This is a genomic window from Roseimaritima sediminicola, from assembly GCF_009618275.1.
GTDB lineage: Bacteria > Planctomycetota > Planctomycetia > Pirellulales > Pirellulaceae > Roseimaritima > Roseimaritima sediminicola.
The window spans coordinates 189,327-215,823 of the sequence record NZ_WIAD01000001.1 but is presented as its reverse complement, the minus strand read 5'-3'; the positions used below and the strand labels follow the sequence as shown (position 1 = coordinate 215,823).

The 26,497-nt window shown below is 63.7% G+C and carries 14 protein-coding genes; 7 read left to right on the top strand and 7 right to left on the bottom strand.

Annotated elements, in window-relative coordinates; all coding sequences use genetic code 11:
• Window positions 1-148 precede the first annotated feature (148 nt).
• The 4 genes from GE027_RS00670 to GE027_RS00655 all read right to left on the bottom strand — a co-directional run bounded on the left by GE027_RS00670 (window position 149) and on the right by GE027_RS00655 (window position 13,374).
• Window positions 149-6,751, bottom strand: a complete 6,603-nt coding sequence (locus GE027_RS00670; protein ID WP_153555236.1) for a hypothetical protein — start codon at window positions 6,749-6,751, stop codon at window positions 149-151.
• Complete coding sequence (locus GE027_RS00665) at window positions 6,748-9,981, bottom strand: hypothetical protein (RefSeq protein WP_162006514.1); 3,234 nt, start codon at window positions 9,979-9,981, stop codon at window positions 6,748-6,750. Before GE027_RS00665 ends, GE027_RS00670 begins: the two co-directional genes overlap by 4 nt.
• A 581-nt stretch (window positions 9,982-10,562) precedes the next feature.
• The gene (locus GE027_RS00660; RefSeq protein ID WP_153555234.1) at window positions 10,563-12,422 is read right to left on the bottom strand and encodes a Gfo/Idh/MocA family protein; all 1,860 of its coding nucleotides are present in this window, start codon (window positions 12,420-12,422) and stop codon (window positions 10,563-10,565) included.
• 1 nt (window position 12,423) lies between these two features.
• Entirely contained in the window at window positions 12,424-13,374 is a 951-nt protein-coding gene (locus GE027_RS00655) for a DoxX family protein (RefSeq protein ID WP_153555233.1), read from the bottom strand.
• A 566-nt stretch (window positions 13,375-13,940) separates the two neighbouring features.
• Here GE027_RS00655 and GE027_RS00650 point away from each other — a divergent pair.
• Together GE027_RS00650 and GE027_RS00645 are read left to right on the top strand one after the other, a co-directional pair.
• The gene (locus GE027_RS00650) at window positions 13,941-18,041 is read left to right on the top strand and encodes a secretin N-terminal domain-containing protein (protein ID WP_153555232.1); all 4,101 of its coding nucleotides are present in this window, start codon (window positions 13,941-13,943) and stop codon (window positions 18,039-18,041) included.
• A 98-nt stretch (window positions 18,042-18,139) separates the two neighbouring features.
• On the top strand, window positions 18,140-19,153 hold the full coding sequence (locus GE027_RS00645) for a hypothetical protein (RefSeq protein WP_153555231.1): 1,014 nt from the start codon (window positions 18,140-18,142) through the stop codon (window positions 19,151-19,153).
• A gap of 86 nt (window positions 19,154-19,239) precedes the next feature.
• On the opposite strand, the gene GE027_RS22980 is transcribed toward GE027_RS00645, so the two are convergent.
• The 3 genes from GE027_RS22980 to GE027_RS00635 form a co-directional block, all read right to left on the bottom strand.
• On the bottom strand, window positions 19,240-19,410 hold the full coding sequence (locus GE027_RS22980) for a hypothetical protein (protein WP_202617289.1): 171 nt from the start codon (window positions 19,408-19,410) through the stop codon (window positions 19,240-19,242).
• Between the two features lie 364 nt (window positions 19,411-19,774).
• Window positions 19,775-21,139: a Gfo/Idh/MocA family protein gene (locus GE027_RS00640; RefSeq protein ID WP_153555230.1), complete on the bottom strand. Its 1,365-nt coding sequence runs from the start codon at window positions 21,137-21,139 to the stop codon at window positions 19,775-19,777.
• Window positions 21,140-21,593: 454 nt separating this feature from the next.
• Window positions 21,594-23,063 carry a DUF4912 domain-containing protein gene (locus GE027_RS00635; protein ID WP_153555229.1) on the bottom strand — a complete coding sequence of 490 codons (1,470 nt, stop codon included), beginning with the start codon at window positions 23,061-23,063 and terminating at the stop codon, window positions 21,594-21,596.
• A 422-nt stretch (window positions 23,064-23,485) separates the two neighbouring features.
• On the opposite strand from GE027_RS00635, the gene GE027_RS00630 reads away from it, so the two are divergent.
• The 5 genes from GE027_RS00630 (at window position 23,486) to atpF (ending at window position 26,407) form a co-directional block, all read left to right on the top strand.
• Window positions 23,486-23,701 carry an AtpZ/AtpI family protein gene (locus tag GE027_RS00630; RefSeq protein WP_153555228.1) on the top strand — a complete coding sequence of 72 codons (216 nt, stop codon included), beginning with the start codon at window positions 23,486-23,488 and terminating at the stop codon, window positions 23,699-23,701.
• Window positions 23,702-24,184, top strand: a complete 483-nt coding sequence (locus tag GE027_RS00625) for a hypothetical protein (RefSeq protein ID WP_153555227.1) — start codon at window positions 23,702-23,704, stop codon at window positions 24,182-24,184.
• A gap of 65 nt (window positions 24,185-24,249) precedes the next feature.
• Window positions 24,250-25,311, top strand: coding sequence for a F0F1 ATP synthase subunit A (atpB, locus tag GE027_RS00620; RefSeq protein ID WP_237607140.1), 1,062 nt, complete (start codon window positions 24,250-24,252; stop codon window positions 25,309-25,311).
• A 125-nt stretch (window positions 25,312-25,436) separates the two neighbouring features.
• The gene (gene atpE, locus GE027_RS00615; protein ID WP_153555226.1) at window positions 25,437-25,703 is read left to right on the top strand and encodes an ATP synthase F0 subunit C; all 267 of its coding nucleotides are present in this window, start codon (window positions 25,437-25,439) and stop codon (window positions 25,701-25,703) included.
• A 35-nt stretch (window positions 25,704-25,738) separates the two neighbouring features.
• Window positions 25,739-26,407 carry a F0F1 ATP synthase subunit B gene (gene atpF / locus GE027_RS00610; protein WP_153555225.1) on the top strand — a complete coding sequence of 223 codons (669 nt, stop codon included), beginning with the start codon at window positions 25,739-25,741 and terminating at the stop codon, window positions 26,405-26,407.
• The last annotated feature ends 90 nt before the right edge of the window (window positions 26,408-26,497 follow it).

Sequence of the window (26,497 nt, the reverse complement as noted above, 5' to 3'; positions counted from 1 at the left end):
TACCCTCCCTCTGGGAGAGTCGGGCTCTTAGGCCCGGAGAGGGTTTTCATAGGGCCCTCCCCGGGCCTAAGAGCCCGACCCTCCCGCTGCGCGGGAGGGTGTTGTCGCGGGGTTTCACCGAAAGATTTATGCCGACGTGCTTAGAGCGTTACGGGTGCTGGGGCGTTGGGCGGCGGAGCGTGCGGGCGGTGATGGCCACAAAGCACAGGGCGATGGCCACCGGCAGCGGCGCCAGGACGAACCCGACCAGGCCGATCAAAAACAGCCAGAAAGCCGGCGCATCGGTCCAACGCTGCAGACGTTTCCAGAACCGAGCGACGGCCAGCAGGACCAACAGCGCCAGGGTCGCAAGCGCGACCGGTTGTTGCCAGGCTTGCAAGCGGAGGGGATCGGTGCCGAGAAAGGTGGCGCGTAGCGTGGCCGCATCGCCGGCATGTCGATAGACGGCCGCGACGGTCCAGCCGGCGGGAATCAGCGGCGAAGCGTCGCCCGGCGGCGTGTTCCATTCGCTGTTTCCCAGCACCGAATCGAGGTAGTCGGCCAGCCGCTGTTCAAGAGGGTCCTGCGCTTGCGGCTCGGGGACTTGCCGTTGGTCGGGCGCTTGTTCGGTGGCGTCCGGCTCGGCGGACGCGGTGGCCGCGGGGTCGGCCGGGGAATCAACAACGGTGCTGGGGTTCAGCTTTTGAAAACGCGCTACCCAGGGTGTGATCCAAGCGGTGACTTCCTCGGCCGGACGGTTGGCCAAGGCATCACGCGATCGTTCCAGTGAGACCAGCACCGATTTCGAAAGTGCTTCGTAACGCTGGTTCAAGGTCGCGGGCCGCCAGGGCGAACGGAGCCGAGTTTCCGTGCTGCCGGCCCGCGAGTTGAAACGCGTGATCCAGGTGTCGCCAACGGGGATGTCCAACAGCTCCGGCAGGGCGACTCGCCGGCCGTCCTGCATCTGCACGTGTCCCAGCAGGACAATCGACTGGGCCAACTGGCTCAGACTCAGCGGCAGCGTCGCCACGGTACCTTGCGGCGTATCCTCCACCGCGACCGGTACGGCCGCGCCGCCGGACCACTGTCCCACGATCTGAAACCCGCTGGGCAGGCGGATCGAAACTTCGTCCAAGTCGGCCGGATAGAGGTCCCAGCGGCAGATCACCAGGGCGGGGCGGTCCTGTTGCACGAAGAACTGGACATCCAGGACGCTGGCTTCGGGCGGCGGGGGCGTTTGGGCGGTCGCCACCATGGTGGCCGACCAACCGCCGGCTACTTCCACACGCCGGTAGCCGGGACGCGGTTCGAGGAAAGCCGTTTCTGCGGCCTCCTCGGGGCTGCGCCGCGGACCGGTGATTTCCCAGTCGATCGGCGTCTGGTCGATTTGTTCGGGCACGCTGACGACGACTCGCCGCGGTCCCTCGCCCAGGACGCGGACGTGGGGCACCGAAACCTGACTCAGGTCTCCGCCGACCAAGCGGCCGCGCACCCGGATCTCGTGCCGCGCCTTGGCCGAATCGGAAGGAAGGATTCGCAGCAGTCGTTTGGCGGGATCGGCAGCCGGTTGGCTGGACCAGGAGTCGGCGCTGCTGACCGATACGTCTTCGCTCCATCGCGACGGGATTTCGACGGTCAAAAAATCGACGCGGCCGCGCAAGGGACGCAGCTTGATGACCGTTTCCATGGTCCAGCGTCCGCCCTCGAAGGCCAATTCGGTCATCTGGACCGTGGCGGTTTCGGTGGGGTTGGAGGTCACTTCGAAGCGTCCGTTCAAGCGGCCGTTGCGGACGGCGGCAAGGTCGCCGGCGGGAACCTGCCAGGCCCACAGGGGAATGATGCTGCGGGTCAGCCGTTCGCTGTCGGGGACGCTTTGCGGTACGGCCGTCAGGGCCGGTTCCTTCAACTGGGCGACCGCGACATCGGTGCTGCGAGCCATGCTGTAGTTACCGCCCAGCGAGGCGGCGCCTTCGAGCTGGACGAAGGGGGGCGCGAAACGGCCGTTGGCCGGAACATCCATCGCCGCCGTCAGCCGTACCAGGTGCCGCTCGGGCAACGTCCATTCGGGCAGGGAGACCAGGGTTTGCTGGCGGTCATGACGGACCACCGTGTCCACCTCGACACCGGCAACGCGGACCGACTGAATTCGCATCGCTCGGGGGACCACTAATTGCATCGGAGGCGGGGCGCCATCGCCCGGACGGATGACCGCCTGGTATTCCAGGTGCAGTTGCAGGGGATTGTTCGCATCATCGGCTCGGATTAATAACTGTTGGGATTGTTCGCACTGCCAGGAGGCCGGCGCAGCGGTCGACAGCAGCAGGTTCGGCAAGCGGTCCTCCGCGACAACCGCTTGTTCGATGACGTCGACACTGGAATTCCAGCCGGCCAAAAAGCGTTCGATCGGCATCGGCACCACCAACCCCGTGTCGGCGATCCGCAGCGTCTGGTTGGGGGCGTGGTTGATGGCGATGAAGGTCGGGCCCAGCGGCGTGGAACCCACCACTTCGACCGGCGGGAGAGCGTACTGCCGCAGGGAGGCGTCTTCGTCGTAGACCGGCAGATCCGCGGTCTGCTCTTCCCAGGCCAGACGGATCGGCGGTCGCTCGGGATTGCTGGAGCGCAGCCGCAGCCGCCCCGCCTGATCGCCGTCCTCTTCTGTCGAGGGCACCACGGTCCACGAACTCGACAGCAAAGTAGGCACCTTGCGGGAACCGAACTCCAGCAGGATCTCGTCGCTGGTATCTCCCAGAATCGCTTTGACATCCATCAAACATTCGCAGACCACGCGGTCGGCGCTGGCCTGAACCAGGAACCGCCGGACCAGCGGTGGCGAGACCGTATCGGAATCGTTGCCGCTGGGACGCCACCGCAGCGACAGCACGTCGGTCGGCCCCAGTTCCGCCGACAGATCACCCATCATCGGGTCCACGCTCGAAGCGCCCAGAGCCGCCGGGGCGGCCAGGAAGTCGACCATCGCGTCGGCATCGAACGCCAGCCCACTGCTGTGGATCGACGGAATCGACAGCTCGATCTCGTAGACCCCGTAGTCGTCGACCGCGATCGGTGCGTCGAGAACCATCCGCAGCATGGTGCGGCCTGGTTTCGGTAGCTGTAGCGCGACGGCGTTCTCCTGGGCCGACCAGCGGATCGAGCGGGCCAGTCCGTCGCTGAGGATATCGATCTCGCGAACCATCTCGGGGGCGAAGGGCAGGCGGATCGGCCGGCCCACCGAATCGGTTTCCAGTTCCAGACGGACCTCCAGCTTGGCCGCCGAACCGCGCGAGCTGAGGCTGCTGGCACGCACCCGGTAGTCGGCCCGATGGTACCGAACCGCGGGCATGGCGGCCGGGGCGGAGGCGCGGCGGAACAAGCGGCTGTACAGTTGATCGGGAATGTAAACGTGCGTGCCCGCGACTTCCCCTTGCTCATCGACGGGAATCAAGATCGAATAGACCGGTGCGGCCGATGTCGTTTGGCCCGGCGGCGGTGCCCCCGGCGATGGCTCCTCGGCCTCCTGACCGTGTCCGATCACGCCGCCGGCACTGCACAACATCCAGGCCAACAGCAGCGAAGCGGACGTCCGCGGATAGGAGAAATCCAACTCGCCACTGGACCCACTGGGCTCCAAGAACCGATCACTCGGGTCGCGGAGCGAAACGGCCAACAGCGCGGCGACCAGGGCCGGCGTGGTCACAAAGCCGATGATGACCAGGAACCAATCGGGCCAGCCCACGGCCACCGTCAGACTCAACGCGACGACGAGAAACGTCGTGGTCACGGAGCAACGCGACAGCGCCCAGCAGACCGCCAGCACAAACAACGCAATCACCGCCGCGGCGGCCCAGGCCAATTCCGAGGATAACAGCCATTTCTGCTGCGTGCCGTCGACCGACTGGCCGGCTTGAGGCTGCAGGAAAGACCCCAGGGGCGTGGTCGCCTGGGCGGCCAGCGCCGGCATCCGCCAGGGGCGAATGTTGGGAGCGAAAGTATCGACCGCGGGCCACATCCGCCAGTTCTTCTTCAGCACGACTCCGGAAGCCTCCAGCTCGGGCGGCTCGTATCGACGAACCAGGCCACTGGAGGTCGCGGCCGAATCGAACCGCAGTTCGACGTGACTGGGCAGGCCGGACGCTGGAATCGTCAACGATCCGGCCGACGATTCCAGGGCTTCGATGTTCTGCGGTTCATCGTTGACGACGACCTCCAACAACCGCAGGCGAGCCCCGTAACGGATCCGCAGAGGCTGCATCCCGTCGGTGTGATAGCGAGCGATGACCGCATCGCCCCAGCGAACCGAAGCGATGACATCGACATTTTCTTCCCACAGGATGGCCGGCACCAGTTCCGCGGTCGCCGGGGTCACCAGCACGCGAGCCGGATCATTGGGTTGGTAACGCAGGCGTTGGGTTTGCGGCGCGTCCTCGCGGCTGGGAACCCGTTGAACCGGGCCGTCGGAACGTTTGACGTGCAGGCTGGCGTCCACTTCGGCGATCAACGATTGATTGACAGAGATCGAGGCCGCATTTTCGTCTGCCGATACCTGATTGATCGATGGTAGATCAATCGTTTGCACTTGATCGACCGGGTAGTGACGCCGCGCGGTCAATTGCAGGGTGCCACGTTGTTCAGCGGGCAGGGCGACCAGATACGCTTCCTGTTGATCCTCGCTGTCGGGTTGCGGCTGCGGCAGGCTCCAGCCCGATCCGGTGCCTTCGGCCAACGACCAGGTCAGGGGCGGTCGGCCGTGTCGGTCGCCGCAACGAATCAGCAATTGTGTGCTGACTGCGGACGGCGACTTGCACGAAAACGTCAGCACCTCGGTGATTTCATCGCCGTCGCTCGAGACGCTCAGACGCAGGTCGGCATCGATTTCCGGCAACGGCCGTTCCAGTTCCAATCGCGGCGTCGTGCCGTTGGACAAACGAAACAGCAAACTACCGTCGTCCAGGGGGCCGAGCAATTCCTGCAAGTTCGGTGGCAACTCGTTGGCCTGCACCAAGGGGCCGCGCAGCACGGTGCCGGCAGCCCAGCGAAAGCTCTGCGGCGGCACGACCGCCGCCACGCTGCGGGTACGGCAATCGCGAATGCGGGCAAACCAGGTGGCGTGAATCGTGCGCGAATTATTGCCGTCGACCGAACGCATGACGCGTTGGCCGGTCACCTGCAGACGCAACACGTCGTCGCTGATGTCGGCCGCTTCGGGCCAAATGGTGACCACGTCCTGATTGCCGGCGACATCGATAACGCGTCCTGAATCGGCGATCTGCAGCGACTCGACTCGCCAATCGGGTTCGAATTCCAGTTGAATGGGGTCGCGGTTCTGGGCCACGACGATCGCCGCTTTCCAGGTGGCGTGGATCGTTCGGTCCTCCACCGACAAACGCAGCACGGCATCGGCCGAGCAGGCGTCCTGGCCGTGTTGGATTTGAATCGCGGGCGGCTGGAAACTCGCCCCCATGGCGCCGTCCAAAAGCACGGTCCGCGAGCCGTTTTCGCTCATCACCGTGGGGTGCAGATGCCAGGTCGGTGGCGTGTGCAGTTCGGTGATCCGGATTTCCGGCTCGCTGCGAACTTGGACCTGCACCACCGGGGTGGTCACCAGGATGCGACGCTGCAAGAACTCGGGCCACGGCAGACGAAAGGCGGCCCCCGGCAGGTTTTCGGCAACGCCCTCGATCGTCAATTCGATCGGCACCGCGACGTTGGATCGCGGCCCCGGCACCGGATCGGTCCATTGCACCCGCACCTGTTGTTCGTCCACGACCTCGGTGTACGGCAGGGATTGATCCCCCAGCCGCACGGCCGTGGTACGACCGCGGTTAAGCAGCACTGGCGGAAGCCGTTCACCCGGCATCGCTTCGATCGTGAGGTCGGCCGTCCAGCGTGTGCTTTCGGCCGAGACCTGGTAACGCATCGATTGTCGGCGGACCACCAACGGCGGACGCGTCTCGGTAGAGCTTTCCTCGGTGATCGTCAGTTCCACTTCGGCCAACCCGCCCAGTTCCAAGCGGTACCAACGACGCGGCGTGTCGCCGGATAAACTGCCGACTTCGGCCGGCGGACTGGCCAACTCCCTCGCCACCCCGCGGTCGACATGCAACCGGCAGGTCTCGGGCAGGTGCAAGAACATCTGGCTGCGCGAGCAGCGCGGAATCTGCAACAGGAATTTTACCGATTCGTCCGGCAGACGAGTCCCCGCCAGCGACCAAGCCACGTCCAGTTGCGCGCTGCCGGTCAGCGCGATCAGGCTGTGTCCATCGGGGTCGGTCAACCAACGCGTCGGCAGATCCCCGTCGACCGGCAGGGGTTGTCCGTCGGTCAGGGCCCAGTTGACCGTGCCCAGGTCCAGATAGGAAGGTTGGTCGCCGGAGTACTCGATGTCCAGCGTCGTCTGGTCGGAACGCAGGGCCAGGGACTGTGGGTCGTAACCCACGCGGTACAGAACGCGATGGAGATGCGGTTTGGATTCGTTTAATTGTTCGGCTCGCTCGCGGCGCTGCTCGAGCAGGCGTTCCAATTCCTCGGCGACGACCGGCCGGTAGTCGCTGGGCAATAGCGAGGCGGCTTGGTTATCGAGGACAAAAATGCGGCGGTAATGCAGCTCCGGCGCCTGGCTGACCGCCGGCGACTGGGCCCGAGCGGTCGACGGTTTCCACAACGCCAACGGTCCTCCCGCGGCCGACAACATCAGGACGGCAAACAGCACGCGGATCGAGACCCGCTGGCCGAGCGATCGCGGCGACAGGCCTTGGGTATCGCCCCGGCTCACGCGTCGTCTCCACTGTCGATGGCCACTTGCAAGGAACGGGTTTTCGTGGAACCCGACGAGGCCTGCGCCGCGCCGCCGGTCGACAGCGAATGGGTCGAACCTTCGCGCGACGAGCGTTTGCTGCTGTCCAGAATCCGCGCGTGCGGACGACTTCTCAACGCCGCGCGCACGCCCATCATCACGGCTACCAAAGCCATCGCCAGCAACGCCAACTGGCCGACCAGAACCGCTGCATCAGGAGCCAGCAACGTCAATCCGCACAAGCCCACGGCCGCGATCACCACGGCCAACGGATGACGCATCCCTGGAACACTGACCACCAGCGTGCTGATCAACAACACGCTCCCGCCGACGATCGCCCAAATCACCGCGCGGCCGAAGGAAACGGTCCGGAAGGACGTGGCATCGTTGCCGAGGAACAGATAACGATTGCCGATGACGACCTGTTCGCGGATCGTTCCCCCGGCCCAAGCGGCCAGTTTGGCTTCGCTCTGACTGGCGACGCGGCGAATCCGCCAGCGATCGAATTTCCAGCTCATCGAACGCCCCAGTGTGGGCGACGCCCACACCACGTGTTGGTCGGCCGGCACGATCACGTTCCAGTACACCTGACCGACGCCGACGGGCAATTGGATCGCGGGCCGCAAACGATCGCCCAGCGAAGACATGTCGTGGGCGTACCAGATCTGCAGGTCCAGCGTATGTTGCGAGCGATCGGCCGACAGCGGAATATCCAGAGCCCCGTCGATGTTGCCGATCTGTGCCTGGGGCTGGTCGTCGACCTTCAGCACGACGGCCAGGTTGTCGAGATCCTCGGGCAGGCCCAGCCGCAGATTACCGGAACCGGTGACGGTCGCCAGCAGCCGTTCGTAACGGCCCCCGCGACCGCACTGGGTGGTCAGCACCACGCGGTTCATCACCAGTCGCTGTTGCTGCAGCGCCCGCGGCCGCAGGCGGATCAACAGAGGCCGCGAAGGCAACGAATCCAAACTCAACTCCGACGTGGCTCGGCCCGCGATCTCGGTATCGACGTCGATCGTTGGCGAGCCGCGCAGCGAGATCGGCACTTCGCCCAGGGTGGAAACGTCGCTGATCGCCGGCCGCGGCAAACGCAGTTCGACCTCCGTCGGCAACGTCGCTCGCGGATCCAAGGTGCGGACGTGGCGAAAGCGGACGCGGTGTTGGTCGTTGGCCAATTGATCCGACAACAACAGGATTTGACCGTCATCGGTGGGCTGCAGCACGGCCGGTCGGTCGTCGACCGTCACGGTCCAGGCTTCCCAGTCTTCCTCCGGCGACAATTCCAGCGGAATCTGACCGGCCAACCCGCGCTGGGGACGGAGGTCCCACTGAACCAAGGTCACCAAACCGCCCTCTTCCAGCGACACCGAGGCATTGGACTGGAGGGTGATTCGGGGGCGGTCGTTTTCCAGGAATCCGACCAGCCGCGCGTCGGGAGCCAGCGTTTGGACATCGAACCGCAGAGCCGGATCGCTGGCCGTGGCGGCTTGGTAGCCCGGTTGTTGGTCGATGTTCATCGAATCGGCCAAGTCGACGACCAGCGTCAGACCCGGCTCGGTGTTGACCGTTAATTCGCCTCGCTGGATCAGCATCCCGCCGTCTTCGGAAACGATGTGCGGCAAGGGCAGCTCGATCCGGTTCTCGTCGGCCGGGATCGTGCGGACCGCGCGGATCACCAACGCCGCCTCTTCGGTGGTGTTCGCACTGCTGGTCAGAGACGACAGGTCGATCTCCTCCAACGTCCCGTCGGCCGAGGATTCCAGCGGTTCGCCGCTGCCTTCGGTCTCGATCGACTGGACGGTCCAGCCCTGCATCTGGATCGGCATCGAACGACCGTCGGTGGCCGCGCCGCTGATCCGGACCACCGTCGTTAACTCCGCCAACGTCTGCCGGATGCGCACGTCAAACTGGGGTACGACCTGCAGTCGACGCTGCCGGGCGGCCAGCCACAGGGGCAATTCGAAGGGCACGCGATCGAAACTAAAGCGATAGGTGTTGGGCGTTCCAGCCGGCCGGCCCACACCGGGCAAATTGCGCACCCAGGGGCGTCGCAGCCACCGCAGACGGTAATCTTCGTCGCTGCGGACTTCCACTTCGCCGCTTTGAATGATGGCCCCAATCACGTGCAACCCGCGCAGTACCAGCGGGTTTTCCGCGTCGACCTGTCCGGTCGTGAATTCAATTTCGAACTGCAGTTTGATTTCGTCGCTGGGCGAAACGGTCGACGGGATGACCCGGAATCGCTGGCCGTTCTCCAGCACCATCGCTTCGCCCAGCGGCACGATCTCCGAACCCAACTGTTCCAGCAGACGCACGTCCGCGGGCAATTCGAATTCGAAGGGAGCCAGGTCGCCGCGAAGGTTCGTGACCGTCAGGTCAACCGAAGCCGTTGGTTTGTCTTCGATGCTGAGCCAACGCAGGGCCCACATCGATTTGGCTTCCAGCACCTGCCCCACACCACTGGTCTGGTTGGCCGGTCCCCAGTTCAAGCGAAAGTTGCCACCGCTGCTCTCGACCACCAATTCCGTGCGCTGATTCTGCTGTTCGCCGACGCGGACCACTTCATCGCCGCGGCCTTCGGTCGAGGCGGTCAGATCCTCGCCGGGCACATCCAGGTGAATCGTCGCCGGCGCGGCCGGCAGGCGGAACTCGATCGAAGAACGGCCGGCGGAACGGATCCGAGCGGCCACCCGCATCGTAATCTCGACGTCTCGGGGCTTGTCGGTGCTGATCCACAGCACGTGCCCGCTCTGCGGATCATCGAAGTCGATCTGGAACTCCTCGACGCCCGCCACGTCGGCCGGTGCGATCAGATGAAAATTATCCATCCCCAGCGGAATGCCGATGCTCCGCGGCTGCTCGGCATCGACGTGCAGTTTTACCTTGACGGTCAGGTCCGCCCGATTCGCTTCGGTCGAACCGGTGACCTCCAGCGAACGGAAACTGTACGGGCGATCGGGCTGGGCGTAGCCTTCGTCAAGATTCTTCAGCCGCTCCAGTTCCTCGAGCGTCATGCCTGGCATGATCACACGGTTGCCGGCTTCGTCCAGGAAATAATAAGCGTCGGTGCTCAGCGCCGAGCCCAGCAGATCGGGTTTATCGGTCGGCAGCGTCGGTTCGTCGGCGAAAAGCGCACCGGTCACCGCCGCGCATCCGGCCCAGAGGGCGAACGCATACAGAAAAGCGGTAAGAACGCGTCGAGCCGGCATCAGATAAGGAAACAAGATGAGGAGTGCTCGGCGGGCGGTCACGGCGAGCTTGCAGAGAGCCAACACAACTTGGGTCAACTCTCTATCTTACGCAACCAGACAGGTCCGTTACAGCGACCAAGACCGTATGGCGAGAATCCCGTCCCAAAGCGCGTCGCGCAAACGGCCTAAGCCCCAGAACCGGCACGGCGAGCTTCATTGTACCAACGCCCGCAGTGGGCCCGCCGAGCTCATTTAATTTCGCTCGATGGAAAAGAGACGCCAAAATCACAGACCTCGACGGATTTGGTCGTAGCGATAGATTCGCTGACTCTCCTCCACCCCGGAGCCTGGCGAGCCTGAGCGAGTCCGGCTTCGGCGGAGAGTCCCGCCAAAGACCCTTCACCTCCGGTCTCCGCCGGCCTCCTGTCGCCGCCGGCCTGGACAGTCACTACCTGCCCAAACCGGCGGGGAGAGGGGGGCAACGTCAGGATACATTGGATCTGCTTGGAGTCAGCAATTATTCACGATTCTCGGCTGGGACAGCCGAGCTACTTTGGGTCTCGGCTGGGGACAGCCGAGCTAGTATTGCGAACGCTACGTTACGCGACCGGTTTCTGGATCGCTTTCATCTCTTTGGCCACGTCGCTGCCGTCGGGGGTGGCCGGGTTGTCCAGATCGAACCATTCCTTCTGGAACTCGAGGTAGCCGCCCTTGCCTTTGGCTGCGTTTTCGAGGGCCACGTTCGTACCCAGGGCGATCACGGCGTCGCCCATAGCGACTTCCGGATAGCAGCGGGGACGGTTGTCCGGATCGGGGTTGCGGATGCAGTACGCCCAGTGTTCGATCTCTTCGCGGTAGCCGCGGCTGACCGGACCCGATTCGACGCTCTGCGACAGCGGAGCGGCAAAGTCGCCGCTGGCGCTGGTGTCCAGCACCGCTGCGCCGCCGCTGGACTGGGCGACGCCCACCTTGGCCGACGGGTTGCTATCGCGATACAGCAGCACGTCGACTTCCTTGTCCAGGATCAGGGTTCCCTTGGTGCCCAGGACGACTTCGCCCCAGCCGCCAAAGCCGTTGCCGTTGATCGTCGAATAGGAAACCACGACCTTCTTGTTCGGGTCCTGTTCGTAGGGCGGAACCGCACCGGCCGGATAATTCAGAACGCGGTCTTTGTAGCCCACGTCGAACGAGGGAGCGTACTCGGGGCCGGGGAATTCGAACATGCAGTACACATGGTCGTCGGCATCGCGGTCCTGCGGCATCAGGTGGCGGCCGCCGACGGCATGCACGCTCAGCGGATGCACTTTCTTGCCATCATCACGCAGCGAGCTGAGGAAGATGCTGACGGCGTCCAGTTGGTGGCTGCCCAGTTCGGCCATCAAGCCGCCGCCGGTGCGGTTGAATAAACGCCAACGATGCAGCTCTTCCATGGGCGTCACCAGGTAATCGCCGACGTTGTACTGTTCGTAGCCGTAGGGGGCCGGATCGACCAGTTTGTCCATGTCCCAGGCTTGGTAGTACGCGATTTCCTGCCGCAGTTGCTCGATCCGGCCAAAGTCTTGGCGTTTGACATCCGGAGCGGTCAACTTGGCCAATTCGCGTTGGCGGTAGCGCAGATCGCTGGCGATGCGGTCGTACACCTTGCCTTCGACGGTGGTTTCGCCACCGGGCAGAGGCATTTTCCAACTGTCGCCGCCGGGTTTGTTGCCGCGGTGCCACTGAGCCCGGATGTGATGCAATTGGCCCAGCAGGCCCCAACGAATCAGGTTGACCGCGTTGTCGTATTTGATGTTGTAGTGACGTTGGTGACCGGTGGCCAGGTGCAAGGGATTGCCCTGTTTGTCGGTCAACTCGTACGACATCTGGCCCATCGCCTTGCACTGGGCCACGTTGTGGGCCATCAGTTTTTCGGTCAGAACGTGCAGCCCACGGTTCATCGCTTGGGCGGCGACCGGGGCGTGCAACCACAGCGGCAGGGCGATGATGACCGCTTCGATATTCGGGTCATCAAGGCAGGCCTGGATGCCGCCGTTGGTGCTGTCGTAGACCTTGATTTCTTTCTCGGCCTGGGCCTGGCTGTTGTAACCGTAGACGCTCATCAGGCCCGGCCGCCGCTTCAGCGCCGACTGGGTCGACCAATCGCCGTGGAAGGCGCGGTGGATGCTGAAGGGACGGATGTCGCAGATGGCTTTGACGGTCACGTATTCGGGGTTACAGCCGCCGATCAGGACGTTGCCCTCGTCACCGGTACCGATCACCGCGACGCGCACCGGATCCTTGACTTTGCCGTAGCCAAAGTAGGCGGCACCCAGGCCACCGGCGCCGACAACGCCCGCGCCGACGACCCCTTTGAGGAAGTCACGACGATCGACCTCGGGGCCTTTTTGAAAATAAGCGTCGACCGCGCGATAGTAGTTCGCTTTGCCGATATCGCGTTGTTCTTCCGATAGCTTGTCCATTTTATTCCTCCTCAGACGGCCAGAACCGTCGAACCAAGGCGTGGAGAACGAAGTCCAGTCCAGCAAATCGGCCGGCACCAGTGCCCGCCAAAACCAGGCAAGCCATCGCTTCGATCAATTGATAGTACGTCGAACCCGGTCCCGAAGTGGGCGGGTATTGCGAGAGAAACACCGAGAACAGAAAAGCGGCGGCGGCCAGCGACACCGCGGGCGTCAGCAGCCCCAAAATCAAGCAGATCCCGACGACCAAGTCGAAATAGGGGATCCAGCGATTGATCTGTTCCAGTTGCGTGGGCGACACCTGTTGATCGCCGGGTTTGTACAGCCGGAGATAGCCTCGCCTTTCTTGTTGTTCGGTGGCCAGGTCGTTGACCGCCTTTTCGTATTCGGTCCAGATCGTGTCAATACGAACCAGGATCGGAACCGCCAAACGTTTCCATTCCGTTTGAATTGTATCACGCTGGCCAGCCAAACTGCTGACTCCATCGCGTGCGGGGTCCTCGAGTAACTGTTTCACGCGGGCTTGGCCCAGTTTGTATTCTTCGATTTCCGCCGCGTTGGTTTCCAGTTCGTAGGTGATCTGCTTGATCGCCGACACATAGGCTTCCTTGGCGGCCAGTTGCTGGGCTTTGTCGAAACCGTAGTGCCGAATGGCGCGCTCGCGATAAACCGCCAAGTGCGGCTTGGTCACTTCCAGGTCCAACCGAGCCATGCCCTCGCGGTCCGGGACCAGCCGATGGAATTGTTCGGCCAGCGGTCCACTGGCGTTCGCGAAGAAAGGCTCGGCACTCCAGCTGCCGGCGCGTTTGTCGACGCCTTCACTGTAGAAGTGCCAACCGATCGTGACGCGAAGCAGCACGAGCATCAGCACGCCGATCGTGCCCAGAAAGCGGGGGTAAGCTCCCCAGCCGACAGCCAGCCGCAAAGGAGAGAGAATCAGTTTGGTAAACAATCGGGACTCCGCGCAAATTCAGAGGTCAAATTGAGGCAGAGAGGGAGTCTGCGCCGACCAGGCGATCGATCACTGTCGCCGGTACGGACACCCGACCCCCTCGGGCGAGCCTTGATGTTTCCGCTGGTGCGAGCGGAACAAAACGGGGTCGCCGGGCGAGGAAGGGTATAGGAAGGGCCGTGAACCACCGTCGAAGGGCGTTGATCTCATTATGAACTGATCCGGCGATTTCGCCAACCGACAGAACCAGAAAAGATGGCGAAAACTGAGCGTTGCCCCCCGCTTTGGCATCCACTTCGCTACGGGCGCGCATGCCGCCCCAAGCCGCATCCCCGAGCCGCCCCGCATCCGCCCGTTGCCCAACGGCTCACGTCAGCAATGCGTTCTCAAATACATCGACAGACCATCGCCCCGCCCGCTCGGCCGGGCCGCCGAGGGCCGCTTTCTTCCCCCAGCCGGACGGGCTCGGAGGTTTTCATTACAGCGACTGTACCGATTATGCCGATCCTGTGCATTGCAACGAATCTCTCGCCAGTCTCTATCCGTTACCACTACGGGTTTCCTCGATGAATTATGAATCGATTGTGCAGCGGTGCTGTACGGCAGTGATGCTCTGGGCCGCCGCTCTGGGAGTCAGCGCGACGCTGAATCCGGCCCAGGCCCAGCGTCCCCTGGCGGCCCCGGGCGCACAGCCTTTCCCCGCTTCGCCACTGGCCGCGCCCCCGGCGGCGAATTCCCCGGCGGCGAATTCCCCAGTGGCGAATTCCCCGGCGTCGAATCTTTCGGCGGCGAATCTTTCGGCGTTGAATTCCCCGGCGCCGAATTCCCCGGCTGGGGCTGCCGACGAGCAGCCGGTCCTGCGGGTGATTCCGGTGCCGCCGCTGCACGTGCCCACGGTGGGCACGGCCGTGGGCCTGCGTTATCGCAATGCTCCGGGCGTTCAGATCTCGCCCGATCGCCGCGAAGGACATCTGTTGGTCATGGCACCGGAACGCTTGCAGGAGCAGATCGCGGCCGACGTGGCGCGGTTGCTGCCGCCCGATGCCGGTGGAGTCCAGCAAGCGGGCGGACAGCAAGCGAGCGGACCGCAAGCGGGCGGGGTGGCGATGCCGGTCAGTTTCGGACCCGGCAGCGCCAAGATGTCGCTGCACCGCGTGGGCTGGCAACGCTTTGAAGATCACCTGATGGCCGTCGTGGGCCGCCGTCTGCCGGTCACCACCCAGCGAAACGGCGAAGTCGCGACGTTCCGCTTGGTCGACCAACCCTTGCAGGGAACGACCGTCGAAGTGGACCGCCGAGAGAACTCCGTGACCGTGTTCGCGCCGAAACCGGCGATCCCGGGCTGGCAGAAAATGGTCGGCTCGCTGGACCAGACCGACCTGCCGGCCGGCAGCGTCACCGAACTGGTTCGTATCGAGAATGCGGAACCCGGCCCGATCCAACGCGCCGTGCGGTTGTTGGGAAGTTTTAAAGAAGGCGAGACCGCCGGAGTGACCCGTATCGCCGACACGCCCCTGGCCGTAGCGGTCCAGCAATCCGCCCAGCCGCCGGCCGGTGGTGCCGGCGCAGGCAACGCGGGCAACGGCGGAGAGGACGCCGGCGGGGACGATCAAGCGGTGGCCGTAGCGGTTGCCGGCGATGACGAGCAAGCCGGCGTGGGGTTGATCGGTGACGTGCAGATCCAGTTCGTCCCGGAGCTGGGAATCATCGTCGTCAAAGGTTCCAAACGCGATGTGGCACGCGTGATGGATGTGATCAAACAGATTGAAGACAAAGCTCAGGACACGCAGCCCGAGGTGGTCGTGTATCCGCTGGAGCACGTCAACAGCGGAGCGATCGAAGCGTTGCTGAGCCAGTTGTACGAGGAGGTCCTGTCGGCTCGCCAAGGCGACGTCAGTATTACCTCCCTGGATAAACCCAATGCGCTGCTGCTGATCGGACGCCCCGAAGCGGTCAACGCCGCCAAGGAATTGATCGGCAAACTCGACCAACCCGTGCCTCCGGCTACCCAGCTGCGGGTCTTCCGGCTGGAGCACGCTTCGGCGCTGGACGCCGAGGAAAAGGTCACGGAATTCTTCGTCGATTCCCCCGGCAGCGATGAACTGCGTCCCGGCCTCGGCGTGCGAGCTCGTGTGGTTTCCGATTACCGCACCAACTCGTTGATCGTCCAGGCCGCACCACGCGACCTGCTGGAAGTGGCCAAACTGGTTCAAGACCTGGACGTGGCCGACATCCCGGCGCAGAGCGAACTGCGGATCATCCCGCTGCGAAACGCTCTGGCCGAAGACCTGGTCGAAGTGATTCGCGATACGATCTCGGGAACCGAAGAAACGCAAAACGAAAACGTCAACACGGCGTCCACCTCGTTGTCCATGGTCACCCTGGACGCCGAGGGCAATCGCGTGCTGAACTCGGGGATCCTGACCGGCGTGGTCGTTACGGCCGATGCCAACGCCAACGCGATCGTGGTCCGCGGGCCCAGCAACAGTTTGCCGTTGATCGAAGAAATGGTCCGCCAGCTGGACCAAACGCCGGGCACCGAGTCGTTGGTGAAAGTGTTCACGCTGGAAAACGGCGATGCCCAACAATTGACCGCGGCGTTGCAGCAATTGTTCGGCACCGAAGCGACGACCGGCGGCGTGGGCGCGGCCAACCTGATCGGGCTGCCGCAAGCCACGGCCGCAACCGAAAGCTCCTTGGTGCCGCTGCGGTTCTCCTCGGACATTCGAACCAACAGCATCATCGCCACCGGTTCGGCCAGCGACCTGGAGGTGGTCGAGAGCATCCTGTTGCGACTGGACACGACCGGCTTTGCCGACCGGATGTTCGAAGTGGTCTGGCTGCGAAACCAATCCGCGGCGGACGTTGCGGCTGCCCTGCAAGGATTCGTCCAGGGGCGCCAACAAGGCCTGCAGATCATCCAACAAGCCCAGCAGGGTGGCCTGAGTCCCTTCGACGCGCTCGAGCGGGATGTGGTCGTCGTGGCCGAACCGGTCAGCAATAGCCTGGTCATCAGTGTGGCCCCGCGGCTGTACAGCACGATCCGCCGGATGATCGATCAACTCGACCGGCGGGCTCCGATGGTGCTGGTAAAGGTGTTGATCGCCGAGGTGCGGCTGAGCGATGGGTTCGAGTTCGGTACCGAACTGGGCCTGCAGAATTCGCTGCAGTTCGACCGCGGCATCGCGGCGGACAGTCTGCCCGCCGCGAACGCCTCCAACCCGCAAGGAATACCCGTGGGCCCGGCGCCCCCGTCAAACCCCGGCTTTAACTTTAACAACAACGGGGCGGCCAACCAGAACAGCGTCGGCCGCGGCACGCTGGCCGAGCGGGTGGTGACCTCCTTTGCCACGGGAACCAGCAGTTCCGCGTTCGGCTACGGCGGATTCGTGCTCAGCGCCGCCAGTGACTCGGTCAGCCTGTTGATGCGGGCGCTGCAGGACGCGGGCCGACTGCAGATCCTCAGCCGGCCGCAGTTGATGACGATGGACAACACCATCGGCGAAGTCCAAGTCGGTTCGCTGGTGCCGCGAATCACCAACGTCACGACCACCGGTGTCGCCGGCACCACGTTCGCCACCGAGGACTTGCAGGTCGGTTTGATCCTGCGGGTCAGGCCGCGAGTCGGTCGCGATGGCTTGATCGTGATGGAAGTGGACGCGATCCGCTCGGCCTTGGATACCAGTTCACCGGGCATCCCGGTGGGCTTCAGTCCGACCGGCGAAGTGATCACCAGCCCGCAGATCCAGCAGACGCTGGCCCAGTCGGTCGTGACCGCCTACTCCGGGCAAACGGTCGTCTACGGAGGATTGATTCAGAAGGAACGGTCGCAGATCAGCCGCCGCGTGCCCTATCTGTCGAACATTCCGATCCTCGGCCACCTGCTGCGGTTCGACCGTGAAACCGAGGTCCGCAGCGAGTTGTTGGTCGTGTTGACGCCGATGATCATCAGCAGCGAAGAGGACCTGGAATACGTCAAGCAGGTTGAATCGTCGCGGATGAGCTGGTGTCTGGCCGACGTCGTCGAGATGCACGGCGATGAGGGCCTCAGCGGTGGACACGGTCTGTGGGGACCGGCCCTGGCGCCGGTGATCTATCCCGATCTTCATCCCACGATCGACGACATCGAATCGATCTATGTGCCCGGTGACATGCCGGTGGAAGCGTACCCACCGCACCACGGTCTGCCGCATCACGGTCCCGTGCCCGGCCCGACCGAGGCTCCCCTGCCCCCGGTCGTCGACGAGACGCCGCGGATCCAGCCCGCACCGGAATTCGGGCCGGCGGCGCAGATCCAAGCAGCGCCTCAGGGCGGTTTGACGCCGGCCGGAGGCCCTGGCGACGGCAGGCCCGCCGGAACTGCACCGGCGGATGGCGGAGGCGGCGGAGGCGAGATGGAATTGCCGGCCGCCGGCAATTGGCCTCGCGCCGCACCGGGCACACCACCGCAGGCCCAGTCCCTGGTCGCGCCGGCTCAGTACACGGCCGCAGGACCGGCCGGTTATCGCCTGCCCACCCAGCCGGCTCAGTCGGCTCAGTCGGCTCAGTCGGCTCAGGCCGCCCCGACTGCAGCGTCGCCGGCGACCAGCGCTCCGGCGACCAGCGCTCCGGCGAACGGCAACGCCATGTATCCCTATCGCAGCGCTCCCTCGGCGATGCGCCGCTGATCCCTCTTGCTCACGTTGTTTCTCTTCGGCCCGCCACCGCCTTGCCGGTGACGGGCCGGTGCGTCCTGCTGAACTTCGGAAACGGATGTCCGTCACCCATGAATACACGACGAACCTACCGCAGTGCTCTGGCCCTGGTCCTGATCGGATCGGTTGCGATGAGTGGCTGTGCCGCCATCAAAGGCGAAAAATCGCTGAAGGAATCCCTGCCGTTTATCGGCAACAAGGAAAAAAAGCCCGACCCGTATCCCAATCCCTCCAAGATGGCCGTGACCTGGACGCCGGACGTCATCTTCCGCACCGGCGCAACGCCGACCCGCGGTTTCGGTGGCCGCGTGTTTTTCTACGATGAAAAGACACGCCCGGTGCCGGTCGAAGGCGAATTGGCGGTGCAGGCCATCCGAACCGCCGAAGGCCAGGAGCCGGAACTGAAACGCTATGCGTTCACCCCCGAGCAATTCACCCAGCACTACAGCCCCACGGACCTGGGAGCCTCGTACAGTATCTGGATCCCCTGGGACGCGGCCGACGGTGAGGAGACCAAGATTACGCTGGTGCCCTCGTTTAAACCCAAGGAAGGTTCCATCATTCAGGGAACGTCTTCGGTCGTCGCCCTGCCCGGCAAACGCAGCCCGCGCCAGCCAGCGTTTGAAGTGCCTCAGTACGATGCGTTGGCCGGCGCCGATGGACCCTACGGCGGCGGCGCCTGGAGCCTGGGGAATATGAACGGGGCGCCGGGCAATGGTTTGACCACGACCACGATCCCGGTGCACGGTGGGTTGCCGCGGGGCCGCGCGACGCAGCCTCCGCACGGGGCTCTCAAAGCCCAGGAACTGTTGGCCAAACTGCAGGCGGGACGTTTGCAGCCCGAAGACCTACAGCCTCAAACCCCGGCGGATCCGGCGGCCGCTTCGCCCGCGGTCCAGCCCGCGGTGGCCCATCAGATTGGCCCGGTCACCGGCGTCGCGCCCGCTTCGGCCCAACAGTCGGTGACGCCCACCGCGATCCCCACTTCGGCCATCGACCCGGCATCGCGAAAGTATCCGCTGCCGCCACACCCCAGTGCCCGCCGAGGCCAGCGGCGTGCTGATCAGGGCATGCTTCGACGCTAGCAGGCTCCGCCATGCCTGCACCAGCCGCCGGCTGCTTCGGCACCGGCGGCCAATGGCGGGCCGGCCGCCCGCCCGCCGCGCCTGGCTCAGCTGGCTTTCAGCTTGGCCGCTTCGGTTTCCAATTTGGTGATCTCCGATTCCAGTTCTTCGATCTCACTGGGATCATCGGCCTGTTGCTTTGCACCGGTCAAACGCGGACGCAGCGTCTGCAGTTTCTTGTTGATCACATCCAGGCGCTTTTTAGCTTTCTTGTCCATTTGCAGTTTTGTTAGTGGCGAGTGGCGAGTGGCGAGTTTGGTTCGTGCTCGTGCTCGTGCTCGTGCTCGATTTAAGAATTGAGATTTGCTGGCTCCGGGGGATTCTATGGTTGGCGTGCGAAGATTGGGACCCAGCAGCCACGCCAGTGGCAACATGCGGTAGCGATTTCCCCAGGCTCGCGCCTGGGGCTACCACAGACAATCGCTCCGCGATTCGGGAATGCTCGTCTCCGTACATAGATTCCGCCGCAGCCAGGGAATTTGCAATTTGCTCCCCGCCGCTCTTGGACAAGCACTACTTGCCCAAGGCCGACGGGGAGACGCAGGTAGACGTTAAAAGATACGCGGCTGGTGCAGCGGACCTCTAAGCGAACGGCTTGTACTTGCCGGGCACCGGCACGGGGTACTGGCCGTTGTCGTCGGGCTGGACCGGGGCCTGCTGGTCGAAGGACTTCAGCGAGTCGAAGTCGGCCAGCGACTGGTTGCTGTTCATGGCGTCTTCCCACTTGACGACTTTGCCGCTGTAGGTGGCCATGCGTCCCAGGATCGCGGTCATCGTGCTCTTCGCACCGTACTCGCCTTCGTTGGGAATTTCGCCGGCACGCAGGGCGGCGAACAGGTCATGGTGCTCTTCCTGGTGGCCGCCGCCGCCGCCTTTGCTCTGGAAGATCAACTTGCCGTTGTTGTCGTAGATCTTGCCGCCGGAGACGTCGCAGTAGCCCTTGGTGCCGGCAACGTGTTCGGAGACGTTGTTCCAGCAACCGCGGATGTGCCGGCACTGGCTGAACATCTTCGGCTTGTGAGCTCCGTCGTAGGTGAATTCGACCATGTGATGGTCGAAGATCTGGCCGGTATCCGGTCCGGTACGCACTTCGCGTCCGCCCTGACCCTGAGCTTCGATCGGGTAGCCCTGCATGACCCAGTTGATCACGTCCAGGTTATGGATGTGTTGCTCGTTGATGTGGTCTCCGCACAGCCAGTTGAAGTAGTACCAGTTGAAGGTCTGGTAGGCCAATTCGCTCTGCTCGGGTTTGCGGGGACGCACCCACACGCCGCCGCCGTTCCAGTAGCAACGTGCCGAGATGATGTCGCCGATCTCGCCGTCGTGCAGCCGCTGGACGGTTTCACGGTAGCGGTCTTCATGGTGCCGCTGCAGGCCGACCGCGACGGCCAGCCCTTTCTCCTTGGCCAGTTTGTTGACTTCCAGCACACGCTGGACGCCGGCGACGTCGGTCGCGACCGGTTTCTCCATGAACACGTGTTTGCCGGCGTTGATGGCGGCGTCGAAGTGCAGGGGGCGGAAACCGGGGGGCGTCGCCAGAATCACCAGGTCGCAATCCGATTCCATCACGCCTCGATAGGCTTCAAGGCCCGTGAACTGCCGTTCTTTGGGCACGTCGACCTTATCCGGGTGTTCGCCTTTGACGGTTCGCAGCGCGTCTTCCAGCTGGTAGTCGAACGCGTCGGCCATGGCCACCACGCGGGTCTCGCCACCGTCGGTATTCAGCGCCTGGATCGTGGCACCGCGGCCGCGACCGCCGCAGCCCACCAGGCCGACCTTGATCAAATCGCTGCCGTAGGCGTGGGCTCCGCGGGCGACGCTGAGGTTATTGGCCGCGATGGCACCACCGGCCAAGAGGGCGCCGGAGCCTTTGATGAATCGTCGCCGCGAGGGTTCCGAGGTCGATGGTTGGTTCGTATCGGCAGCGGATGGAGTCGGTTTATCCATGATGAGCTTCCACTCTTGGGAGGAACAAAGAACGAATGACGAAATTGGCTAAGTCGTGAAAAAACACACTCGGCGCCGCGTGAAGTCGGCGAGTCAGCCATTGCGGGGCCGCCGTCAGGATAACGGATACGGTCGCCGGCGACAATCAAACCGCCTGACGCCAGGCACGTCGCAACATTTCATTCGGCTTTACTCTCCCACTGGGAGAGTCGGGCCCTCCCCGGGCCTAAGAGCCCGACCCTCCCGCTGCGCGGGAGGGTGTTGTCGCGGGGTTTCACCGAAAGATTCATGCCGACGTGCTTAGTGGATTCTATGGTTGGCGTGCGAAGCTCGGGGCACAGCAGCCACGGCAGTGGCGACATGTGGTAACCCCCAGACGCGAGCCCGGGGTGCCGCCCCCACACCCTCTTCTTCGTCTCGGCTGGGACAGCCGAGCTGCTTTGCCGCAGGTGCTTTAGAGGTCGCCTTCTTCGCGGCGATAGGGTTCCATGACCTTGGTGTTCCGCTCGACGCTGATGATCGTCGTGCGTTGCCGCATCCCATCGCGGCTGGTGGCCACCACCGGCAGGACCTGTCGACGGTCGGGCAGTTCCATGCGAACGGTGAACGTTCCGTCCGGACTTAGCTTGACCGGTTCGCCACCGAGTGAAACGGCGGAGCCCTGGGCGGTGGAGCCGAAGACGATCAGTTCGGCGTCGACTTCGAAGGGCAGTTCGCGTTCGCGGCGCAGAGCCACGTCGGGCGATTCGCCCATCGGGCGGCCGTTGGGCGTTTGCATCGGCCGCTTCAACCGCTCTTCAAAAACGTCTCGCAGATCCTTGGCCGTACCTTCGTTGTGGCCGCCGCTGAGCGAGAACACCCGTTCGTAGTCTTCGGCGATATCCTGCCAGTGGCCATCGATCGGATCGCACGACCCCGGCGCCGGAGTTTCCACAATATTACTGCGGCACAGCGCGTAGAACCGTTGTTCGCTCTGCTCGCGGTCGACCGCGTAACCGACGATCACACGGAACCGTGTCGGTTCGCCGAGGACGTCGATGTACCAGTTGTTAACGCCCCCGTGGATCGGGATGTCGCGAACCTTCTGCTCGGCCGCATTGGCTGAGGCGTCGGTGATCGAGACCAGTCGCAGGACGGGTTTGGCCATGTGCCAGTGTTCACCCAGGGCCGCTTGGGCGCGTTGGACCGAAGCTCGTGTGACTTCCCAGGCGGCCTGTAACCAGAAGGCATCGCGGACCATCAGGATGGCGCGATCCTTGTTGGGCTGGGCCGGGGTGTTGGCGGCGCGATCGCCGGCGGCCGCTTTGCCGCCGACCAGGACGTGTACCGAGAGGTCCTTCAGCCGTTCGCGCATCGCCTGCTTCTCGCGCAGTTTCCGCAGCGACGCGGGCGAGAGCTTGCTGGTCTTCTTGGCGGGTTCTTGGGTGGCCGCACGCTTGGGGGTCGGTTTGCGGCGCGACGATTTCTTGTCGGTCAGGGCCGACGATTTCACCTGCGGTTTACTTTTGGCCGCCGCGCTGCGCTTGCCTCCGGCGGTCTCGCCGGCGCGGCGGCTCTTCGCTCGCGTCGCACTGGCTTTTGGCGCGACCCGGGATTTCGGCGAGACCCGGGATTGTTCGCTGGCCGCGGGCTTGCGGGCCTTGGCGGATTTGCTGGCCGATGCCTTGGGGGCCTTGGAGGTCTTGCCGGCTTTGGCGGTGACGGTTCGGCCACCGGGGGCCGCCTTGCCGGCCCCGCTCTTGCTGGCCGCCTTGCCATTACCGCTGGCTTTGGCCGCCTGCCGCCGCTGGCGCCGCTGGAGTTTTCGCAGGGCGTCGATCAGTTCGGCTTTACGCATCGCGTGCCAGCCGGTGATTTCGTGCTGGCGAGCCAGGTCGGCAAGGTCGCGTCGAGTTTGGGTTTTCAGCTCGGCGGTGGTAATCAAGAGGTCGCTCCCAGTGGCGCTAAAGGTGGGGGTTGAATCCAGGTTCAACGACAGCGCTTTTCAGCATCGGCGAAGGAGAGCCAGCCCCACTGCGAGGAGGCCTTACGGGGCCATGCCTTCCTCAGATATTATGCCAAGGGTGTCAGATTACTTCTAGTCTCTAAGTTTTAAAAACCTGTCAATGTAAGGCTGCATGCCTTTGACCGGCTCAGGCTTCCTATTAATGGATGCCTGTTTTCCGTTCTGGTGGGTGGTGTTCGGGCGTGCACTTGCCGTTTCATTTTGCCTGTTCCGGCTAGGTTGTCACACTGGTCGGGCGGCCGGTTGCCGGCCGGCGCTGCGGCGAAACGTCGCGAAGGCTGGTTTGCGGGCCAGCAGGCAGGCACGGTAGGAGCATCCTTTTCCGGTGGAGGTATGACGGCATGGCGCGAAACGACGACAAGCGAGGGGTGCCGGCCGGGCGCCTGGCTGGGTTGGGGATGGAGTTGGCCGGAGTGATCCTGGTGGGCACGGGGCTGGGCTACGTGGTGGACCGGTTCGTGCTGGGGGCCGCACAGCCCTGGGGTCTGATCGTGGGGTGCCTGCTGGGGTTTGCCGTGGGGATGGCCAATCTGGTCCGCGTCGGTCGCGGCCGTTAGGTGATTTGTTTTGTTATTTGGTTTTTGTTTTTCGGAATGGAATCTGTTCACGAGATGTCGTCTGCGACCAGTCCGATCGAGCCGCTACGGATCGCCGTTGCGATGCTGGTGGTGTGGTGTCTCGTCGCAGGTGGCCTGTTCACGCTAGCATCTGTCTGGCCGGTGGTGCAGGATCTGTGGCTGGCTCAGGCGATCGGCGTGGTTTCGATCGCGATCGCGGGCGGCGCTTTGTGGCCATTGGTCGTGGCGCGTCGGGCGATGCAGTCGCAAGAAGGCGGTGCGGTCCTGGCGGCCATGATGGTCTCGCTGGCTGTACGGAGTTCGCTGACAATTTTATTCGTAATTTTGATGTCAAATTGGGGCACGGCCCCTCGACAAACCGTTGGGCTGTGGACGATCTTCTGGTACGCGACATTGCTTGCAACCGAAGTGATTGTCGTGGCCCGATCTTTAATCGCATTTAATCGCATTCAGTCGCCCTAGTCTGCTGAGCGACACCGATCCCATTTTGGTGGTGTCACGGAGTCAGTTGTTCGATGAGATTCGCGTTGCTTGAAAAAATTTCGCCCCTGTTGGCGGCGTCCGATGGCGGCAGTCACGATCCGGTCGATCACGTTTTGCCGCATCCCTTGCACGGGGATCCGTTTTTCACGGTGAACGTGCCGGGGGTCGAGGGCGACGTGCCTGCGCTGCACGTGTACGACGGTCACTACAGTTTCTACATCACCAATCACATGTTGATGACGCTGGTTTCGGCCGTGGTGGTGGTGTTGGTGTTCTGGTGGGTGTCGCGGCGGGTGCGGCCCAGCGGCGGCGGGATCGACGCGGTGCAGACGCGCGGCCGGGTGGCGCAGTTGTTCGAGACCATGTGCGCGTTTGTGCGTGACGAGGTGGCTCGGCCGAACCTGGGCGAGTTGACCGACAAGTACATCCGCTACATCTGGACGATCTTTTTCTTCATCCTGTTCGCCAATATCCTGGGGCTGGTTCCGTTTGGGCCCTTGGTGCAGGCCGTGGCGGCCCTGGCCGGCGATGGCGAGTACAAGGAATACGCCCACCTGTCCCACTGGGGCGGGACGGCGACCAGCAGCATCGCGTTGAACGCGGTGCTGGCGGGGTTGTCGTTTGTCGCGATCATCGCGATCGGCATTCGCGAGAGCGGTGCCAAGGCTTTCTTCAGCCACTTCAATCCCGTGGGCTGGGATGCCAAGATGTTGCCGATCGGTTTGGCGATGTACGTCTTGGAGTGGATGGGGTTGATCATCAAGTGCGTCGTGTTGTGCATGCGATTGTTTGGCACGATGATGGCGGGTCACTTGGTGATCGCCGCGTTTGTGTTCCTGATCTTCGCGGCGGCCAACGTCAGCACGGGATTGGGCTACGGCGTGGGGCTCGCGGTGCTGCTCGGTTGTACCGCGCTGACGCTGTTGGAGTTGTTTATCTGCTGCTTGCAGGCGTTCATCTTTACGTTCTTGACCGTCCTGTTCATTTCGGCCGGTGCCGTGCATCACGACGAGCATCTGGCCGACGAGGCGGATCCCATGAGCGACGAGTCGCAGATGGATGTCGACAAAGTGATCGACCCGGCGCGGCTTGGGCCGGCGGTGTAGTCGCGCACGTTTAGGTGTAGTCGCGCACGTTTAATCGCACACGTTTCATTTACCTTTTGGCTTCGGCCGTATACCCAGACTGCATCGCTGTCGGTGCAGGCACACAACCAGGAGCGAGTAGAGAGATGTTTGAATTCGCATTGACCATGATGACCTTGGCTCAAGATACCGTCGTCGCCGTGCCCGAATGGGGCAAGGCCGGAGTCGCATTTGGAATGGGATTGATCTTGATCGGTGCCAGCATCGGAATCGGCCGCATCGGTGGTTCGGCGGTGGAAGCGATGTCGCGTCAGCCCGAAGCGACCGGTTCGATCAGCACGAACATGCTGATCGCTGCGGCTCTGATCGAAGGGGTGACCGTGATCGCGTTGATTTTGGCGTACACGCTTTAATCCGCTTGCGCACCCGTTGTACTAAGGTGATCGATATGTCCAAGTTCAAGTGGTTGTTTGGGGTGGTGCTGCTGCCGCTGGCGTTTGCGGCTCTGTGCGCTGTGCCGGCCCGGGCCGCCGACGAGGTGGTCGCGGCGGTGGAGGTCGACGCCGATGGTGTCGCGACCGATGCCGGTGAGGCCTACGAGGACGCGCATGCTCATCCCAAGGCCCCGTTGTTGAATTTCGATATCGGCGCCGCGATTTGGAACCTGTTGATCTTTGGGGTGACGTTTGCCCTGTTGGCGTTTTTCGTCTGGCCGCCGATCCTCAAGGGCTTGCAGGCTCGCGAGGAACAGATCCGTACGGACCTGGAAGGTGCCCAGCAGGCGCGTGTCGCCGCGCAGGCTTCGCAGGCCCAGTTGGATCAACAGATCAGCGACGCCCAAGGCCAGGTGCAGGCGATGTTGGCCGAAGCCCGGCGGGATGCCGAAGTGGCTGGTCAGCGGATCGTCGAAGAGGCCAAGGCCGAGGCGGAGCGTCAGCGGACTCGAGCGATCGCCGATATCGAAACGGCCAAGAAGGTCGCCCTCTCGGAGATGGCCGGGCAGACTTCAGAGATCGCCATGACGCTTGCCAAGCAGGTGGTCGGACGCGAGCTGAAGCCGGATGATCACGCCGAGTTGATTCGGCAGAGTCTGGAGCGTTTGCCCAGCCGCAACTAGCGGTTCGGCCGTCCTTGTTCGTCGGCCCGGCACCGCAGTGGGTGTCGCCGTCGTTTGCAGTCCGTTATCCCTCGCAAGACAGCGAAGCAC

Bases quoted from the DNA above. Each gene is read 5' to 3' on its own strand.
- GE027_RS00640 (WP_153555230.1), bottom strand. From the start codon at position 21,139: ATGGATAAACCGACTCCATCCGCTGCCGATACGAACCAACCATCGACC.
- atpE (WP_153555226.1), top strand. From the start codon at position 25,437: ATGTTTGAATTCGCATTGACCATGATGACCTTGGCTCAAGATACCGTC.
- GE027_RS00630 (WP_153555228.1), top strand. From the start codon at position 23,486: ATGGCGCGAAACGACGACAAGCGAGGGGTGCCGGCCGGGCGCCTGGCT.
- atpF (WP_153555225.1), top strand. From the start codon at position 25,739: ATGTCCAAGTTCAAGTGGTTGTTTGGGGTGGTGCTGCTGCCGCTGGCG.
- GE027_RS00645 (WP_153555231.1), top strand. From the start codon at position 18,140: ATGAATACACGACGAACCTACCGCAGTGCTCTGGCCCTGGTCCTGATC.
- GE027_RS00665 (WP_162006514.1), bottom strand. From the start codon at position 9,981: ATGCCGGCTCGACGCGTTCTTACCGCTTTTCTGTATGCGTTCGCCCTC.
- GE027_RS00660 (WP_153555234.1), bottom strand. From the start codon at position 12,422: ATGGACAAGCTATCGGAAGAACAACGCGATATCGGCAAAGCGAACTAC.
- GE027_RS00650 (WP_153555232.1), top strand. From the start codon at position 13,941: ATGAATTATGAATCGATTGTGCAGCGGTGCTGTACGGCAGTGATGCTC.
- GE027_RS22980 (WP_202617289.1), bottom strand. From the start codon at position 19,410: ATGGACAAGAAAGCTAAAAAGCGCCTGGATGTGATCAACAAGAAACTG.